Genomic DNA, 17952 nt, shown 5'->3' with positions numbered 1-17952 from the left:
TTTCCTTCAATACTAAATCTTTTTACCTATATAAAGCCAGTCATTTCACTTTATATATTGAAAAATATTCACAATCCCCTACACCGACACTTAAAAAAAAGACCATTTACCCACCCGTTTTATCATCATTCAACTGTTTACTCTGCATTATTCAGGTATACAAAAAAAGCCGCAGCAACAGGCTGCGACTTTTTCCTTATAGCAAGCTATACAGTTTGATTTCAGGGTGTTTATCCTGGAACCATCTCATGGCAAAGTCATTTTCAAACAAGAAGACCATCTGTCCATGACGATCCTTTACCAGCATACTTCGCTGACTGGACATTGTGTCTTTCACATCTTCCTCGTTCTCGATCCAGCGTGCGATTTTGGAACCGACGGATTCCATCTTCACGTCTACATTGTACTCATTCTTCATACGGTGCTCGAATACTTCGAACTGAAGCTGTCCGACAGCCCCTAGGATGACGTCCTCAGTACGCGTTTTATAGTACTGGATGGCTCCTTCTTGGACAAGTTGGAGGATCCCTTTTTGGAAGTGCTTCTGCTTCATGACGTTTCTCGCAGTCACCCGCACGAATAATTCAGGGGTGAACTGTGGCAGTTTTTCGTACTGGAAGTTTTTCTTCCCTTGTACAAGGGTATCTCCGATCTGATAGGTCCCAGTATCATATACCCCTATGATGTCCCCGCTGACCGCTTCATTAACGGTACTTCGATCATCTGCAAGGAATTGGGTCGATTGACTGAGCTTGATCGGCTTACCTGTACGCGGTAGATTGACGGTCATCCCGCGCTCGAACTGACCTGAACAAATCCGTACGAAGGCGATCCTGTCACGATGGGCAGGGTTCATATTCGCCTGAATCTTGAATACGAAACCGGAAAATTCTTCTGCAGTCGGTTCAATTTCCCCTGCATCCGAATTTCTAGGTTGAGGCGACGGGGCGAACTGCAGATACGTTTCAAGGAATGTTTGTACCCCGAAGTTCGTCAAGGCACTGCCGAAGAATACAGGAGAGAGTTCGCCTGAGGCAATGCGGTCCTTTGAGAATTCATTTCCTGCTTCGTTCAATAGAAGGATGTCCTCAAGTGCCTGCTGGTACAAGCCGCTCTCAGTCAGCGGATGTTCACCGGCAATCTCTCCTTCGTCATTCAGGGAAATAAAGCGATCATCTTCCTCAACACGGAATTGTTCGATGCGATTATGAAAACGATCATAAATGCCGAGGAATTCTTTCCCCATTCCGATCGGCCAGTTCATGGGATAGGATTGGATCCCCAGCACTTCTTCAAGCTCTTCCAGCAGTTCCAGCGGTTCACGGCCCTGGCGGTCAAGTTTGTTGATAAAGGTGAAGATCGGAATACCTCTCATGCGGCATACTTTGAATAGCTTCAGCGTCTGTGCTTCGATCCCTTTGGCAGAGTCGATGATCATGACGGCGCTATCTACGGCCATGAGGGTCCGGTACGTATCTTCGGAGAAATCCTGGTGACCAGGGGTATCAAGGATGTTGACGCGAAAATCGTTATAGTCGAAGGCCATGACAGAACTTGTAACAGAGATTCCCCGCTGCTTTTCAATTTCCATCCAGTCGGAAGTAGCAAACTTCCCGGTCTTTTTCCCTTTGACTGTCCCGGCTGCGCGAATGGCTCCCCCGAACAGCAGCAGCTGCTCTGTCAGAGTGGTTTTACCTGCATCCGGATGGGATATGATTGCAAATGTACGTCTTGATTTTACTTCTTCGATAAAGTCTATTTTCATTAGTTCTTTCCTTTCTTGTCGTACTCACTTTCCCATCATATTCTTTCTATACTTACTTTGCAATAAATCTCTGATGTTCCGTACCATTTCCACATTAAATCTATACCTTTTCCTTCCATTATCCCCAAAAGGTTTTTATCTCATCTGGATTATGTATGCCTTTTCATGAAAACGCTATATATGTGCACACTAACCTACACAGATGTACGTACTTCTTGAAAATTGGTGGTTGTCAGACTTCTGAAAGAACTGTAAAATAAAAAACCGAACAACCAGAAAAACATACTACTAAGAGGTGACAGAATGCAGTATTTATGGGGGATTTTTGGAATTCTAGTTGTGTTGGGAATCGGCTTTCTCTTCTCAACCGATAAGAAACGCATCAATTATCGGAGTGTGATCGGCGGGCTTCTCATACAAATTATTTTCGCCTTCCTTGTGTTGGAAACATCCTGGGGTCAAAGCGGTCTCAAAGCATTGACATTTTTCGTCAATGCCATCATCGACTATTCTAACGAAGGAATCAATTTCCTTTTCGGCGGATTATTCACAAAAGAATCCGGCATTGGGTACGTCTTTGCCTTCAATGTACTACCGGTCGTCATTTTCTTCTCTGCACTGATTTCAGTTCTCTATTATTTAAACATCATGCAGTTCTTTATCAAAATCATTGGAGGAGCGCTATCAAAGCTTCTTGGTACCCGAAAAGCTGAATCACTTTCAGCCGCGGCCAATATCTTCGTAGGACAGACGGAAGCACCACTCGTCATCAGACCATACTTGTCTACCATGACCAAATCCGAACTATTTGCCGTCATGACAGGTGGACTGGCTTCCGTTGCCGGATCTGTGCTTGTCGGTTACTCCTTACTCGGCGTTCCCCTTGAGTATCTTCTGGCGGCAAGCTTTATGGCTGCTCCTGCAGGACTGGTAATGGCCAAGCTATTTGTTCCGGAGACTGTTGATTCACCGGAGCCGGACAGCTTTAAAATGGAGGCTGATTCTGACTCTGCCAACGTCATTGATGCCGCGGCAAAAGGGGCAAGCGTCGGGTTGCAGCTTGCCTTGAATATCGGGGCCATGCTTCTCGCGTTCATAGCACTTGTTGCCCTTATCAACGGAATACTTGGTCTAATTGGGGGAGTATTCGGTTATTCCGATCTTACCCTTGAACTGATCCTGGGCTATGTCTTCTCTCCACTTGCATGGGCAATAGGAGTACCGTGGAGCGAGGCCGTTACCGCCGGGAATTTCATCGGTCAAAAGCTAGTGATCAACGAATTTGTGGCATATTCAAATTTCGCACCGGTCATTGGTGACCTATCAGACAAAGCGGTTGCAATCATTTCATTCGCCCTTTGCGGTTTCGCCAATGTATCCTCCCTTGGAATCCTCCTTGGCGGACTTGGTAATCTGGCACCGAACCGCCGCACTGATATCGCCAAAATGGGCTTGCGGGCTGTCTTAGCTGGTGCACTTGCATCACTTCTCAGTGCGGCCATCGCTGGTATGTTTGTCTAATTTCAATCGTTTCGTTTAGGGTTCCCGGTTGGGACCCTTTTTTCATGCAAAAAAAACCGGCCGTGGAGTAATCCCCGGCCGGAATTATATCAAGAATGATGCACGTATTTCATGAGGCTCTCATCAATGGCGATCTGTTTATCGCTATGCGGGTACTTGGTGTTTTCAATGATTTGATAGTCTTCATGCCCTTTTCCTGCGAAGATGATGATATCACCGGGTTCAGAGACTTCGATGGCATGCTTGACGGCTTCTGCCCTATCCCCGATCAACGCATATTGATCATGCTGCATCCCTTTCTCCAGGTCATTAAGGATACTGTCATATTCCTCATATCTTGGATCATCCGTCGTCAAGATCACATAATCTGCAATCGATGCTTTTTCTGCCATCGTCGGGCGTTTCGACTTATCGCGGTTTCCACCCGTACCGACAAGGAAGATGATCTTGTTTTCTTTGAAGGGCATGACGGATTCGATAGCTTTTTCAATAGCATCCGGTGTATGGGCGTAGTCGATGTAGACCGATAAAGGTGCTTCCATCTCGACTTTTTGCATCCGTCCGTCCACCGGGGGTAGGTCCCGAAAGATTTCAACGATCCGTTTGACCTTCATCCCTTTGGCGAACAGGGAGGCCATGGCTGTCAAAGCATTATAAACATTGAACCGGCCAAGAAGCTTCATCTCAACCTCGTACACTCCTTCAGGGGACTGGAGGGTGAATGTCGTTTTATCATTATAGTACTCGACGTTCTCAGCCTTGAAGTCGGCATGTGCGTCAAGTCCATAGCTAATGACTTCATGGGCGGTCATATTACTGTACCGCTCATACCATTCTTCATCTGCATTCAAGACAACATATTTGGGCATATCCAGCGATTGACCCAGCTGGGAGAATAATAGCCCTTTTGCATAACCATAATGTTCCATCGTCCCGTGGTAATCGAGATGGTCATGACTGAGATTCGTGAAGGCCACTACGTCGAAGTCCACTCCCCACAGGCGGCCAAGTGTGAGACCGTGAGAGGATACTTCAAGGGTGAAGTTGTCAATCCCTTTATCGTGTGCTTCCCGGATCATCTGCTGATTCGTCAGGTTATCACACGTCGTATTTTCACTCGGGAAGAGCTCACCATCCAGATTGAACCCGATGGTCCCGGACAGCGCCGAACGTTGACCATCGCGCTTCAGGATCGAATGAATGAGATTGGTCACCGTCGTTTTGCCGTTCGTACCCGTAATGCCAAACATATTCATCTTCTGTGATGGATAATCATAGTACTTGTTAGAAAGTAACGCCAGTGCCTTGAAGGAATCCTTCACGACGACAAGGGCGGCTTTGGACTCATCGATATCAAGGCGCTTTTCCGCAATGATGAGGCGGGCACCTTTCTGGACTGCCCCTTGTGCAAAATCATGGCCGTCCACGGTGTATCCCTTTGTACATACGAATACGCTGCCCTCCATCACTTTTCTGGAGTCCACGAAGATCCCGTTCACTTCTTCCGGCAGTTCTCCATATATGGTTTTTAACTTCATGCTTTCAAGTAGTGTGTATGTATTCATTATTCGTACCTCGTTTATTTTAAAGTTGTTTCTATTTTACCTTACCAGCGTTCATTTGATAAGAGAAATACATCCTACATCCCCTATCCTATATAAAAAACCTTCCACATAAAGTGGAAGGAGATCTTTACGCATCGGCCATGGCCGAACGGACATAGTGCCAAAGCAGGGTTTCTGTATGAAGGATCGAAGACTCATGGGTACGTTCATAAGCGTGTGATGAATCGATTCCTGCACCGATCAGGCCGTGGACGATGTCAAAACCTGCCCTGATCGCGGCAGAAGCGTCGGATCCATAGTACGGGTAGATGTCGACTTTGTAATCGACGTTATTTTCTTCTGCCATACTTACCAGATGTTTCCTCAATCCATAATGATAGGGTCCGCTTGAATCTTTCGCACAGATGGAAACCGTATATTCATCTGTCGATTGCCCATCCCCAATCGCTCCCATATCGACGGCGAGGTATTCAACCGTCTCGACTGGGATATTCGAATTCCCCCCGTAACCAATCTCTTCATTGTTCGAGATGAGGAAGTGTGTGGTATAAGGGAGTGTGATTTCCTCAGAACAAATGTGACCAATCAGTTTCATAAGCATGCCCACACTAGCCTTATCGTCAAGATGCCTTGACTTGATGAATCCGCTGGCGGTGATTTCGGCACGTGGATCGAATGATACAAAGTCCCCGACTTCAATGCCAAGAGCCCTGACTTCTTCTTCACTTCGCACCTTTTCATCGATGCGCACCTCAATATTCACTTCATCCCTCTTCGCTTCTCCCGCATCTTTGTATACATGGACAGAGGTTTGGTGCATAAGGATTGTGCCCGTGTAAACTTTACCGGAAGAAGTCTCGATCTTACAGTTCTCTCCCTCAACGGCATTCCATCTGAAGCCGCCGATCATGGAAAGACGAAGTCGGCCATTCCCCTTCACTTCTTTGACCATGGCTCCAAGAGCATCCACATGGGCTGTCAGCATACGGTGACGGCTTTGATCCTCACCCGGGATCGTGATGAGGAGTGCCCCCTTATGATTCCGCTTCATCTGAAGTCTAAGTCCACCGAGCTCTTCTTCAACGTATCGGATGATCTCCTGAGTGTTTCCAGAAGGACTCGGGATTTCTACAAGCTGTTTGATCAGTTCCATCGTATTCTTTGCATTTGGATATGTATTCAAATGACTCCCTCCTTTATTCCATTATAGAACGAATTCCCCATTTACAACAGGAAAAATAACCTCCGGCCTTCTTCAGCCGGAGGTACGATTGTGCTTGATGGAGATGGTTCCGTTCAGCAGGCCGCCGATGAGAAGGATCGTCGATGATAGATAGAACCAGACCATCAGGGTGATGACACTCCCCATCTGTCCGTAGAATTGGGAGTAGTCCGTCAATTTCACATAGGAACCGTACAGCCAGGAAACACACTGCCAGCCGAATGTAGCGACCAGGGCCCCTGGCACGACATAGCGGAGTAGCATCCTTTTACTCGGCACGACATAATAGAGGAATAGAAACAAAAAGAACATGAAGACCGAACTCAATCCCCACTTCCCGATGACCCAAAGAGGCTCCCACTCTCCTGTGATCCGTCCTTCTGCGATCCGGGTATGGCGTATGAATTCCTCCACAATCGGGACGATGAGGGAGAAGGAGATCAAGATCATGAATCCCACCGTCAAGAGAAAATCGTAAAAGAGGGCTACCAAGAACGGCTGCTTGCGCTGGATGCCGTAGGCCTGATTCATCGACCTCACCATGGATTGAACCGCCATGGAAGAAAGCCAGAAAGTAAAAATGAGGGAGAGCGATAATACATCCCCTCTTTGATTGTAGAGGACCCTCTCTACATTCTTCTCGATGATGTCATATGAATTTTCAGGGGCAAAAGGCTTGATCAGCAACAGCACATTCGTTTCGGAAATCGGCAGATAGCTGATCAATGAAAACACAAATAGCAAAAAAGGAAATAAGGACAATAGCAGGTAATAGGCAAGCTGTGCCGCCTGATCATAAAAGCGCTCCTGGAAAAATCGACTAAAAACCTGTTTGATATATTCACTCATGTTGTTCATTCTCCTCTTACGAGTTGATACTGTATTTTACCCAATTCGATGGATTCGTACCACTTTGGATGTGGAGAAGTCATTTCATTGCAAGAGGACCCCATCACCCTTTAGTATAGAGAGGAACTACTAGTAGAACGGAGAGATATCATGGCTATACATTCATTCTTTATTGATACTGACTGGCCCGGCCTCAGGAACGATGTGGGTACGATGTCCGGCAAGACATTGACAACCGACATCTCGATCCCGCCTGAAATGGATGGACCCGGTGCCGGCACCAATCCAGATGAAATGCTCCTCGGCGCTGCCGCTACCTGCTACATTATCACCCTTGCCGCTATGCTTGAGCGAAGTAACATCAACAAATCGAACCTGAGGATGACCTCTGAGGGTCAAGTGGAAGTGGAAAAGGGCGTCATCACCTATAAACGCATTCTACACCGTCCTATACTCACACTCGACCGATCTACGGATAGAGAATATGCCCTGGCTGAAAAATTGATGTACAAGGCCGAACAATCCTGTATGATCACAAGGGCCTTAAAAGGAAATGTCGAAGTGGAAGTATTCCCAACCATCCAAAACGGGTGATCAAACAAGAAACGCACGGTGCCGGGCACCGTGCGTTTCTTGTTTGTTTTGGGAGTCTATTGGAAATTGGGGACGCTTCTCCGACATCCCATTTATTATTCAGCCTTCTTGATGAACGAGCTTCACGAGCATGTGAGATAGCATATGCTGCTCCTGCTCGTCCCCTGCTTTCCACAGTTCATACAGTAATTTTTCTTCACGGTTTTTCGGCTCTTCATGTGCAGCCAGATAATCCCCGACCTTCTGTGCTGCTTTTGCCTGCTGCTCTTCATCAAGTCCAAGTTTCTCAGCGAGTGATACTTTCTTGCCTAAGTATTGTTTGAAGTGGTCAAAGTTTGCAAGAATATCCTCTTTTCTATCTTGGGACATGCGACCGAGTTTATCTTCTACCTTCTGATCCATTTTCGTGTCTGCCATCTTGATCCTCTCCTTTTCTATTTGTAGGGTATTTCCCCCTGAACTACCTGTCTAAACATAGTGATGTGCAGATCATCGAATATATGGCAAAAGGCAGTCCCTGGAGGGACCGCCTTTTCTTGGATCAGAGTTCATCGAACCCATTTGCATCGGATGTTTTCGTGTATTGTCTTGATTTCTGCTCAAAGAAATCGGTTTTACCCATATCGACTTCCTGATAGGCGATGATCCATTTGAGAGGATTTGACTTGAACCCTTCAAATGGCTCTTCGAAACCGAGCTGCTTGGCCCTTTTATTCGCCATGAACTTAATGTAAGCCTCAAGGTCACTGAACATGAGCCCATCCATATGCGTTCCGATGATTTCATTCCCCCATTCAATTTCAAGGAGGGCCGCTTCCTTGAAAGCTTCTGTGCCGTAGCGCTTGAGCTCTTCCGTATCATATTCCGGATTCTCTGCGAGCACTTCCTTGAAAATCTTTTCAAACAATCCGACATGGAGCTGTTCGTCACGATTGATGTAGTTGATCATTGTACTGGTCGCAACCATCTTCTGGTTCCTTGCCAGGTTATAGAAGAAGGCAAACCCTGAATAAAAGAACAACCCTTCCAGAATCACGTCATAGATGATGGATCTTAGCAGTTTATCTACCGTCGGGGCCTCGACGAATTCTTTGTATCCATTAGTGATGAATTCATTCCGTTTCATCAGGATCGGCTCATTCTTCCAGTAATCGAACACCTCATCTTGCACGCTCTTCGGCACTATGCTTGAAAGCACATAGCTGTAGGAGTGATTATGCACCACTTCCTGCTGTGCGAGGATGATCATGAGTGCGTTTACGCTTGAATCCGTCAAATAGTCGGCCACTTTTCCAGCGTAGTCCGTCTGGATACTGTCAAGGAGAGCAAGTAGGCCGATGATCTTAAGGAACGTCTCCTGTTCTTTTTCCGTCAACTGCGGGAACTGCTTGATGTCTTTTGCCATATTGATTTCAAACGGCGTCCAGAAGTTACCCAGCATTCGCTTATACTTAGGGTATGCCCACGTATAGCGCACATCATCCCAGTTCAGGATGTTCGAGCTTTCTCCGTTGACGATCCCTGTTGATTTATTCGGTGCTGTCTCGTCCACGAGCACCCGTTTTTTCAATCCTTCCATATGTCCCATCCTTTCTTATTAGCTGTGGCAACTCTCGCACTCTTCAAAGTTTGCAACAGATGTCGATCTTACATAATAGGTTGTTTTCAAATTCGATTTCCACGCATCCATATGAAGGTTAAGAAGCTCAATCGCCTTGATGTCATTCCTCACATACAGGTTGAAGGAAATCCCTTGATCGATATGATGCTGCCTTGCCTTGTTCTGTCTGATGCTCCAGTGCTGATCCACATGATAAGCGGTTTTATAGTACCAGGTCGTTTTTGGAGATAGGTCCGGTGCCGTGACCGGAATCTTGTAGTCTTTCTTCTCTTCGGAATATTCCAGTCTGAAGAGTGGATCGATACTTGCCGTCGAACCGGCAATGATGGAAGTCGAAGAGTTCGGGGCCACAGCCATCAGATACCCATTGCGGATCCCCTTGCTTGCTACTTGGTCTTTAAGGTCCAACCATCTCTCGCCTTCATATCCCTTATTCGTGAAGTAGGCTCCAGTATCCCAAGCGGATCCCGGGAAGTAAGGATACGCCCCTTTTTCTTCCGCGAGCTTTTGACTTGCCTTAATTGTGAAGTAGGCGATGTCTTCATATAAATGATCACAGTAAGATACTGCCTCATCGCTCTCCCATTTGATCCCTTCAAGGGCAAGGAGATGATGCCATCCGAAGGTACCGAGTCCGATTCCCCTGTACCGGGCATTCGTCAGCTGAGCCTGCAGGACCGGGATATCGTTCAAATCAATGACATTGTCCAGGAGCCTCACACCGATGGTGACGACGCGCTCCATCTGACCGTCCCGTACCGTCCTTGCGAGGGACACGGATGCCAGGTTGCACACCACATAGTCTCCAGGATTTTTATAGGTAATGATCTTCCCATCCTTGACTACTTCTTCTTCCATCACTGTCGGGCTCATGTTTTGAGCGATTTCCGTGCAAAGATTGCTGCAGTAGATCATGCCCTTATGACTATTCGCATTTTGACGGTTCACACTGTCGCGATAGAACATGTACGGCGTTCCTGTTTCAAGTTGGGAGATCATGATCCGCTTGAAGATATCGATCGCCGGGATGATTTCCTTGGACAAAGCCGGTTCGTTAACACATTCCCAGTACTTTTCGCGGAATGAACCGGATCCTTTTTCCTCATCGAAGTGATCTTCAAGGGCATAGCCCATGATGGTCTTGACTTCATGGGGATCGAATAGATACCAGTTTCCACGGTTTTCAACCTGCTCCATGAAGAGGTCAGGGAGACAGACGCCGGTGAACAGGTCATGGGTACGAAGACGCTCATCCCCGTTGTTCAGCCGCGTATCAAGGAAGGAGAAAATATCTTTGTGCCACACATCCAGATAGACGGCGATGGCTCCCTGGCGCTGACCGAGCTGATCCACGGAGACAGCCGTATTGTTCAGCTGCTTCATCCACGGGATTACACCGGAGCTGACCCCCTTGAATCCTTTGATATCACTTCCGCGACTTCTTACTTTCCCCATATAGATACCGAGCCCGCCTCCGTTCTTGCTCAATGTGGACACGTCGGTATTGCTGTCGTAGATGCTGCGCAGATCGTCTTCCACCGTATCGATGAAGCAGCTCGAGAGCTGTCCGTAACTCTTGCCTGCATTGGCGAACGTAGGGGTCGCCACGGTCATATATAGGTTTGAAAGCGCCCAATACGCTTCCTCCACGAGCATGAGCCTGTGTTCTTTCGGCTCATTCATCAGTAGCGTCATGGCAATGATCATGAATCGCTCCTGCGGAAGTTCATATAGGACTCCTGCATGGTCCTTTGTGAGATAACGCTCTGACAGCGTGACAATTCCTATGTAAGTGAACAGTTCATCCCGTTCAGGACGGATGAGACCCTCGAGATGATCCACCTCCTCCTTGCTGTAGGCATTCAGTAATGTTGGAGAGTACAAATTCTTCTCTGTGAGTGTCCCGATAAGTTCATGCAGGCCTTTATATAGCTCCATGCCCCTTGCATTTGAGCTGATGGCATAAAGATTCTTCAGATAAAGCGATGCTGCCACGTACGTCCAATCAGGTTCATTGGATGAGATCCGCTCAACAGCCGACAGGATCAAGAACTGAAGAAGCTGTTTTTCTTCCACTCCCGGCTGATCTTCTGTATACAGTGATACCTTTTGAGTGTATTCCTCCCAGTTCAATGATTCGTGGCTTTCCCGAAGCCCGTTTAGTAGACGTTCCGCTCTATGGGATGCCGTTGTTCCGTTAATGGTTGATGTCATATTAGTATTCCTCCCTTTAATTAGTCGGGAGAGGATAAAAAAAGCCCATCCTATTAAGATAGGATGGGCAGTCATAAACGATAGATTCACAAGGCATACTACGCCGAAGGTAATCCTCGCCTATCCTCCCAATTCCCGAAGAAGATAACACGTACTGATCTTGGCAGGTCTCCTGACTTGTGCTTTTTGCCTACTCGAAGGCCTTCCCGTCCGATGGACAGTGGCATTCCTTCTTTCGTTTGCACTTACAGTTGCGGGGACAGTCCCGGAATTTCACCGGGTTCCCTTTTAAGTCGATATCCGACACCACAATCATAGGTTATAAACAATATATTGTTATGAAGTTTAAACAAAACACAATATGTTGCGTCTTTTATATTAAACCAACTTTCTACATTTTACAACAGAGAAGCTCAAATGAAAAGAATGAAAGCAAGATGAATTTATGCCTACAATTATTTTATTCGTTAAATTCCACAGAAGAGTGGAACAAGACAGCGTGTAATCCATCCATATCGGTCCACATGACGCCAGACTTCCCTTGAGGAAATGCTGTTATCCCTTTATGATGCAATAGAAGGTTGTTTTGACCGTATTCTTAGGTCCCCTATTATTTTGAGCCGTTGAGATGGTACCCCCATCTGCAGCGGCTCCTTTTTTACCCTGAATTCCTTACAGTTATGTTTCATTCACCTGGCCGTCACACGCTTCCCTTGTGATAAACCCGCACTTTTCAAGACTTCTCTTCTATTTCAAGGGAATTACAAGGAAATTAATCCCCCCAAATACTTTCTTTTTCTTGAGGAATCCTTTAAAATGCCATTTAGAAGCTTGAAACCCAGTTTCGAAAGGAGATCACTATGAATAAACGTTTACTCACGATCCTTTTAGCGGCTATGACCGTACTGCTGCTCGCAGCTTGCGGGGCTAATGACGATAGTGCAAAAAAATCCGATGATAGTAAAAAATCCTCCGAACAGGCAAAAAGCGAGGAAGAACAAGCGAAACAAATGAAAGAAATGCAAAAAAAGATGGACAAGCAGAAAGTCGACAACGATAAAGTCGTCGCCATCGTAAATGATGAGAAAATCAAAGGGGAAGATTACAACAACGTACTTTCTTCTTCTCAAATGCAATATCAGCAAATGGGTCAGGATCCAACCTCTAAGGATGCTGCCAAGCAGATCAAAGAACAAACGATTGACAGTCTTGTAGGACAGACCCTTCTGCTTCAACAAGCGGATAAAAAAGGGTACAAAGCTTCAGATGACGAAGTGGACAAGCAGCTCGAAGAAGTCAAAAAGCAATACGAAGATGATAAAAAGTTCAATGCGGCCATGAAAGATGCCGGATTCACCATGGATGAACTGAAAAATCAAATTGCCGAAAACATCAAATATACAAAATATGTCGATAAAGAAATCAAGACCGAAAAAGTAACAGACGATGAAGTGAAGAAAATGTACGAACAGTACGCGAGCCAAAGCGGCCAAGATTCAAAAGATGCACCAAAACTTGAAGATGTCGAGCCTCAGCTCAAATCACAGCTTGAACAGCAAAAGAAACAAGAACAGCTTGTGAAGCACGTGGAAGATCTCAAGAAAAATGCAAAAGTCGACGTGAAAATCTAATTTCAAAAAGGACATCCCGACGGATGTCCTTTTTTTATGTTTCCCACTGAACGTTGAGGGTATTGAACTACCAAGACGGAAAGGAGGAACTGACGTGGAGAAAAATAAGAACGACCAACCAGAACAGACGGGTGAAAACCGTGAGAACCTGGACCGTGAAAAGGAACAGACAGTCGACTCAATTCCTTTGGATGACTAAAAAAAAGAACTCCATGATGAAAAGAAAAAGCATAAAAGCAAAGACTCATCTTTAAGTGAAGAATAACAAAACAAGCCTGGCGTCGATGCCAGGCTTGTTTTTCCTATTATTTTCTCAGCCAGTCAGTGTGGAAGACACCTTCTTTATCTTTCCGCTGATACGTGTGGGCACCAAAGTAGTCCCTTTGTGCCTGCAGAAGGTTCGCAGGGAGCGATTCAGAACGGTAGCTGTCGTAATAGGCGAGGGCACTGGCAAGTCCAGGTACAGGCACTCCAAGCTTGATCGCTGTCGCCACGACTTCACGTGCATCTTCCTGGTAGCCTTCAACGATACCTTTGAAGTAATCATCAAGGAGAAGATTTGAAAGCTCGCCATCACGGTCATAGGCATTCATGATTTCTTCGAGGAATCCAGCGCGGATGATGCATCCCCCTCTGAAGATTTTCGCCAGTTCACCGAGTTTCAGATTCCAACCATATTCCTTTGAAGCAACTTGAAGCTGGGCGAAGCCTTGTGCATAAGAACAGATCTTGCTCAGATAAAGAGCTTTACGGATGCTCTCGATGAATTCTTCCTTGTTGTCTGAGAAGGTTTGGTTTTTTGGCCCCTTCAGGATCTTACTCGCTTTCACACGCTCGTCCTTCATGGCCGAGATGAACCGTGCAAAAACGGATTCCGTGATAATGGAAAGCGGTACGCCAAGATCAAGTGCACTTACACTTGTCCATTTACCGGTTCCCTTCTGGCCAGCTGTATCGAGAATCTTTTCAACGAGAGGTTCTCCTGTCTCTTCATCGATCTTAGTGAAGATATCGGCCGTGATCTCGATGAGGTAACTGTCAAGTTCACCTTCATTCCATTCCTTGAAAGTTTCATGAAGCTCCTGTGCGCTCAGTCCAAGAACATTCTTCATCAAATAGTAGGCTTCACAGATCAACTGCATATCGCTGTATTCAATTCCGTTATGCACCATCTTCACATAGTGACCGGAACCATCGGGACCGATATAGGTGCTGCATGCATCTCCTTTTACTTTCGCTGCAATGCTCGTGAGGAATGGCTCCACGAGGTCATAGGCTTCCTTCTGCCCGCTAGGCATGATTGCAGGTCCGTATAGGGCCCCTTCTTCTCCACCGGATACTCCGGCCCCAATGAAGTTGATTCCACGCTCAGCTAGCTCCTTATTGCGTCTCACCGTATCTTCGAAGTATGTATTTCCTCCGTCGATGAGGATATCCCCTTTATCCAGGTGCGGAAGGATGGATTCAATGGCAAGATCCGTGATCTTCCCTGCCGGTACCATCATCATGATTTTCCTTGGCACTTCAAGGGAGTCAATGAATTTTTCCACCTGGTGGAATCCTGTCAGATTTTTATCCTGATGCTCCTGAAGGGCACCTGCCACTTTCTCTTCTGACACATCGTAGATTGCAACCTTATATCCACGGCTTTCAAAATTCAGCGCAAGGCTTTTCCCCATAACGCCGACGCCGACTACACCGATTTGTTGTTGTCCCATTTTTCATCATCCTTTCAGTTGTATAAACATCATTTCATCATCCATAGTATAATACGAAATAAATTTTCTTGATACTATATTTGAAATAATATTTTTTTCTATTGTACAATAGGTTAAAATAATTTTCATCCATCATCCCTTATAAGGAGGCCTCACCTTGCGGCAAAACGATATACCTCAACATTGTTTACCACGCATCCGGTCCCACTATTCTCAATTCAGCGAAAAAGAAAAGAAAATAGCCAATACTATTATTGCTGACCCTGAAAAAATTATCCATTCTACCATCAGTCAGCTTGCAGAAGATCTTTCCGTAGCCGACGCCACCGTCTTCAGGTTCTGCAAACGCATCGGTTTCAAGGGCTATCAGGCCATGAAGATTTCCTTGGCGGCAGAAATCGTCACCCCCCTGGATGACATTCATGAAACGATTGAAGAAGGTGATAGTGAAAAAGTCATTGCACAAAAGGTGTTCCGCTCCAACATCCGGACGTTGGAAGATTCCATCGCCATCATGGATGAGGGATCATTTACATCGGCGGTTGCGATGATGCTGAAGGCACGCAGAATTGAATTTTATGGAACCGGGGGATCAGGATTCGTTGCCATGGATGCCCATCACAAATTCCTTCGTACCGGCATGACGACCACTGCTTATAACGACTCCCACATGCAACTGATATCAGCATCCCAGCTAGCCAGTGAAGACCTCATCTTTTTCATTTCCCATTCAGGAGCGAATAAGGATCTACTCGAGGTATTGGAGGTAGCGAAGGGCAACGGCGTTCCAACCATTGCCATCACCCACTTTGCCAAGTCCCCCATGAGTCTAGGTGTTGACGTGTCTCTTTTCACTTCCTCACAAGAAACCGATTACCGATCAGAAGCACTCGCTTCCCGTATCGGTCAACTGAGCATCGTCGACGCTCTTTATGTGACCATCATGATGAAACGGAAAGATCAGTCCTCAAGGTCACTCAAAAAAATGAGGGACGCCATCTCCGTGAAGAAGATCTGAGGGTTGGCATAACCTTCCTTTTCCATTTCATATAGTGAGGTAAGGAGGTGAAGAAGTGTGAAGAATGTATTGATATTCGCTGACCCGGGTATCGATGATACCCTGGCCATCATGTATACCCTCATGCATCCTGACATCCGGGTGATCGGAATCGTATCGGGTTATGGAAATACAGCACGTGATAAAGCCGCGAATAATATCGCTTATATCCTGGACCTTGCAGGTCAAAAAGACATCCCCGTCATCATGGGTGCCACCCGTTCGTGTACGGGGAAAACGCCTGTTTATTACCCTGAGATCCACGGACCGGATGGACTTGGCCCCATCACTCCTCCGGCCACCTTCAAAGGAAGTTTCAAAGAGTTCAGCGAGATCTTCAAGATCGTCCGTTCCTATGACAATGTGCACATCCTGGACCTTGGAAGGAGTACCTCCCTTGCCGTTGCCATCATTCTTGACGAGGGGTTCATCGATCAGGTGTCCGGGTTCTATATCATGGGAGGCGCTTTCCTTGTTCCGGGAAATGTGACAGAAACAGCCGAAGCCAACTTCCACGGTGACCCCGTCGCCAGTCACGCCATCCTTTCCACCGTACCGCGCATCAGCCTCTTCCCCCTCAACGTGACCAATCGGGCGATTGTGACATCATCACATATCGATATGATCACATCCTCTCCTGCGTCGGGTACGGGTCTCACCTCGATTCTTAAAGACGTCCATTCATTCTATGACCGTGCTTATAAGGAAAAGATACCCGGGTTGCCTGGGCCACCGATCCATGATCTTGTTGCTGCCTCCCTCATGATGAATCCATCATTCGGTCGTTCTCTTGAAAGGGACGTAGGGGTTGAAACGGCCGGACCATTCAAGGGTCAATCCAACGCAGATTTCCGCCCGGCTTCAAAACCGGGCAATCACTCGCCAAACATTTATCTCTCCATCGATTATGAAGCATTCATACGTGATTTCACGAGGATCTTGAGTGGGATATGAAAGAACCCGGCCGTTTTAAGGGCCGGGTTCTTTCATAGTCTTTCGATGATCGTTGCGTTTGCCATACCATGACCCTCGCACATCGTCTGAAGGCCGAAGTGCCCCCCGGTGCGTTCAAGCTCATGCATCATGCCCACCATGATCCTGGCCCCGCTTGCCCCAAGGGGATGCCCCAAGGCAATGGCCCCGCCATTCGGATTGACTTTGCCAGGATCTGCTCCGATTTCTTGCTGCCATGCCAGCACTACGGGTGCAAAAGCCTCATTCACTTCGAATACGTCGATTTCGGAAAGTGGGATACCTGACTTTTCCAAGACCTTTTTCGTTGCCGGTATCGGTCCTGTGAGCATGAACGTCGGGTCTGAACCGACCACGACTCTCGTATGGACTTTGAATCTGGGCTTCAATCCGAGTGAAACGGCTCTCTCCCTGCTCATAAGGAGCAGAGCCGCCGCTCCGTCACTGATTTGCGATGAATTTCCTGCTGTAATGATGCCCTCTTCCTTGAACACAGGGCGCAGGCCTCCTAGCATCTCTAGGGATGTTCCCACCCTCGGTCCTTCATCCTCCAAGAACTCTCCTCCACTGTGTTTGATGGCGTGGATCTCCTCTTTGAAGTATCCGTTCGCCCTGGCCTGTAAAGCCTTCTTGTGACTAGCCAGAGCAAACCGGTCGAGTTCATCCCGCGATAAGCCGTACGTGTCTGCAATCCGTTCTGCCGATATTCCCTGATGGATCATTTCATGTCGGTTTTTCAAGCTTTCACTCAGTCCGGCCCCGGCGAAATTCGATCCGATCGGCGTGCGGCTCATACTCTCCACACCCCCGGCAATGACGATATCCATATCACCTGAAAGGATGGCCTGGGAAGCAAAGTGGACTGCCTGCTGGCTCGAACCGCACTGCCTGTCGATCGTGACCCCTGGCACTTCAACGGGAAAACCCGCTATAAGAGTAGCCACCCTGGCAATATCTCCTGCCTGCTCCCCCGACTGGGTGACACACCCCATAATCACATCCTCTACAAGCCCAGGTGAAACACCCGCCTTCTCCATCAATCCCTTCAACAGATCACCGGCAAGGTCATCTGGCCTTATTCCGGCAAGTGCTCCGTTCCGCTTCCCGACAGCCGTGCGTACTCCTTCGACAATGACAACTTCCCTCACAGCAATCAACCCCTTCTTCCTATTTATATCCCCATATTACCTGTAAATAGGAGGAATTAAAATCAGATTTTAACT

Annotated in this window: 14 protein-coding genes and 1 riboswitch; of the genes, 5 read left to right on the top strand and 9 right to left on the bottom strand. The window is 47.0% G+C overall.

Annotated elements, in window-relative coordinates:
- Positions 1–196 precede the first annotated feature (196 nt).
- Entirely contained in the window at positions 197–1765 is a 1569-nt protein-coding gene (locus ABJ225_RS01395) for a peptide chain release factor 3 (protein ID WP_218245772.1), read from the bottom strand.
- A 303-nt stretch (positions 1766–2068) separates the two neighbouring features.
- On the opposite strand from ABJ225_RS01395, the gene ABJ225_RS01390 reads away from it, so the two are divergent.
- Positions 2069–3286 carry a NupC/NupG family nucleoside CNT transporter gene (locus tag ABJ225_RS01390; protein ID WP_347318089.1) on the top strand — a complete coding sequence of 406 codons (1218 nt, stop codon included), beginning with the start codon at positions 2069–2071 and terminating at the stop codon, positions 3284–3286.
- A gap of 89 nt (positions 3287–3375) precedes the next feature.
- Here the strand turns inward: ABJ225_RS01390 and ABJ225_RS01385 are convergent, their stop codons facing one another.
- The 3 genes from ABJ225_RS01385 to ABJ225_RS01375 form a co-directional block, all read right to left on the bottom strand.
- Positions 3376–4851, bottom strand: coding sequence for a UDP-N-acetylmuramoyl-L-alanyl-D-glutamate--2,6-diaminopimelate ligase (locus ABJ225_RS01385; protein WP_347318087.1), 1476 nt, complete (start codon positions 4849–4851; stop codon positions 3376–3378).
- Positions 4852–4978: 127 nt separating this feature from the next.
- Positions 4979–6004 carry a M42 family metallopeptidase gene (locus ABJ225_RS01380; protein ID WP_347319275.1) on the bottom strand — a complete coding sequence of 342 codons (1026 nt, stop codon included), beginning with the start codon at positions 6002–6004 and terminating at the stop codon, positions 4979–4981.
- 102 nt (positions 6005–6106) lie between these two features.
- Entirely contained in the window at positions 6107–6922 is an 816-nt protein-coding gene (locus ABJ225_RS01375) for a YihY/virulence factor BrkB family protein (RefSeq protein WP_218245769.1), read from the bottom strand.
- 150 nt (positions 6923–7072) lie between these two features.
- On the opposite strand from ABJ225_RS01375, the gene ABJ225_RS01370 reads away from it, so the two are divergent.
- Positions 7073–7516: an SACOL1771 family peroxiredoxin gene (locus tag ABJ225_RS01370; RefSeq protein WP_347318085.1), complete on the top strand. Its 444-nt coding sequence runs from the start codon at positions 7073–7075 to the stop codon at positions 7514–7516.
- A 99-nt stretch (positions 7517–7615) separates the two neighbouring features.
- On the opposite strand, the gene ABJ225_RS01365 is transcribed toward ABJ225_RS01370, so the two are convergent.
- The 3 genes from ABJ225_RS01365 to ABJ225_RS01355 all read right to left on the bottom strand — a co-directional run bounded on the left by ABJ225_RS01365 (position 7616) and on the right by ABJ225_RS01355 (position 11351).
- The gene (locus ABJ225_RS01365) at positions 7616–7933 is read right to left on the bottom strand and encodes a DUF3243 domain-containing protein (RefSeq protein WP_347318083.1); all 318 of its coding nucleotides are present in this window, start codon (positions 7931–7933) and stop codon (positions 7616–7618) included.
- Between the two features lie 124 nt (positions 7934–8057).
- Positions 8058–9095 (bottom strand): ribonucleotide-diphosphate reductase subunit beta, encoded by a 1038-nt coding sequence (locus tag ABJ225_RS01360; protein WP_218245766.1) that lies wholly within the window; start codon positions 9093–9095, stop codon positions 8058–8060.
- An 18-nt stretch (positions 9096–9113) separates the two neighbouring features.
- On the bottom strand, positions 9114–11351 hold the full coding sequence (locus ABJ225_RS01355) for a ribonucleoside-diphosphate reductase subunit alpha (protein ID WP_347318081.1): 2238 nt from the start codon (positions 11349–11351) through the stop codon (positions 9114–9116).
- A 145-nt stretch (positions 11352–11496) separates the two neighbouring features.
- Positions 11497–11677, bottom strand: a riboswitch (cobalamin riboswitch).
- Positions 11678–12211: 534 nt separating this feature from the next.
- On the opposite strand from ABJ225_RS01355, the gene ABJ225_RS01350 reads away from it, so the two are divergent.
- Positions 12212–12982 (top strand): SurA N-terminal domain-containing protein, encoded by a 771-nt coding sequence (locus ABJ225_RS01350; RefSeq protein ID WP_053427506.1) that lies wholly within the window; start codon positions 12212–12214, stop codon positions 12980–12982.
- A gap of 305 nt (positions 12983–13287) precedes the next feature.
- Here the strand turns inward: ABJ225_RS01350 and gndA are convergent, their stop codons facing one another.
- Positions 13288–14700, bottom strand: coding sequence for an NADP-dependent phosphogluconate dehydrogenase (gndA, locus tag ABJ225_RS01345; RefSeq protein ID WP_347318079.1), 1413 nt, complete (start codon positions 14698–14700; stop codon positions 13288–13290).
- Between the two features lie 172 nt (positions 14701–14872).
- Here gndA and ABJ225_RS01340 point away from each other — a divergent pair, with 172 nt between their 5' ends.
- Together ABJ225_RS01340 and ABJ225_RS01335 are read left to right on the top strand one after the other, a co-directional pair.
- Positions 14873–15718 (top strand): MurR/RpiR family transcriptional regulator, encoded by an 846-nt coding sequence (locus ABJ225_RS01340; RefSeq protein WP_218245955.1) that lies wholly within the window; start codon positions 14873–14875, stop codon positions 15716–15718.
- Between the two features lie 57 nt (positions 15719–15775).
- Entirely contained in the window at positions 15776–16711 is a 936-nt protein-coding gene (locus tag ABJ225_RS01335; RefSeq protein ID WP_347318077.1) for a nucleoside hydrolase, read from the top strand.
- 32 nt (positions 16712–16743) lie between these two features.
- Here the strand turns inward: ABJ225_RS01335 and ABJ225_RS01330 are convergent, their stop codons facing one another.
- A complete protein-coding gene (locus ABJ225_RS01330) occupies positions 16744–17877 on the bottom strand; it encodes a thiolase family protein (protein WP_347318075.1) in 1134 nt (377 codons plus the stop codon).
- Positions 17878–17952 lie beyond the last annotated feature (75 nt).

This window comes from Rossellomorea sp. RS05 (assembly GCF_039822645.1).
Lineage (GTDB): Bacteria > Bacillota > Bacilli > Bacillales > Bacillaceae_B > Rossellomorea > Rossellomorea marisflavi_B.
Note: the sequence above shows the minus strand (reverse complement) of the source record. Positions and strands in the feature narration are given on the sequence as shown.

Bases quoted from the DNA above. Each gene is read 5' to 3' on its own strand.
- ABJ225_RS01360 (WP_218245766.1), bottom strand. From the start codon at position 9,095: ATGGAAGGATTGAAAAAACGGGTGCTCGTGGACGAGACAGCACCGAAT.
- ABJ225_RS01375 (WP_218245769.1), bottom strand. From the start codon at position 6,922: ATGAGTGAATATATCAAACAGGTTTTTAGTCGATTTTTCCAGGAGCGC.
- ABJ225_RS01380 (WP_347319275.1), bottom strand. From the start codon at position 6,004: ATGGAACTGATCAAACAGCTTGTAGAAATCCCGAGTCCTTCTGGAAAC.
- ABJ225_RS01365 (WP_347318083.1), bottom strand. From the start codon at position 7,933: ATGGCAGACACGAAAATGGATCAGAAGGTAGAAGATAAACTCGGTCGC.
- ABJ225_RS01395 (WP_218245772.1), bottom strand. From the start codon at position 1,765: ATGAAAATAGACTTTATCGAAGAAGTAAAATCAAGACGTACATTTGCA.
- ABJ225_RS01350 (WP_053427506.1), top strand. From the start codon at position 12,212: ATGAATAAACGTTTACTCACGATCCTTTTAGCGGCTATGACCGTACTG.
- gndA (WP_347318079.1), bottom strand. From the start codon at position 14,700: ATGGGACAACAACAAATCGGTGTAGTCGGCGTCGGCGTTATGGGGAAA.
- ABJ225_RS01355 (WP_347318081.1), bottom strand. From the start codon at position 11,351: ATGACATCAACCATTAACGGAACAACGGCATCCCATAGAGCGGAACGT.
- ABJ225_RS01385 (WP_347318087.1), bottom strand. From the start codon at position 4,851: ATGAATACATACACACTACTTGAAAGCATGAAGTTAAAAACCATATAT.
- ABJ225_RS01370 (WP_347318085.1), top strand. From the start codon at position 7,073: ATGGCTATACATTCATTCTTTATTGATACTGACTGGCCCGGCCTCAGG.
- ABJ225_RS01390 (WP_347318089.1), top strand. From the start codon at position 2,069: ATGCAGTATTTATGGGGGATTTTTGGAATTCTAGTTGTGTTGGGAATC.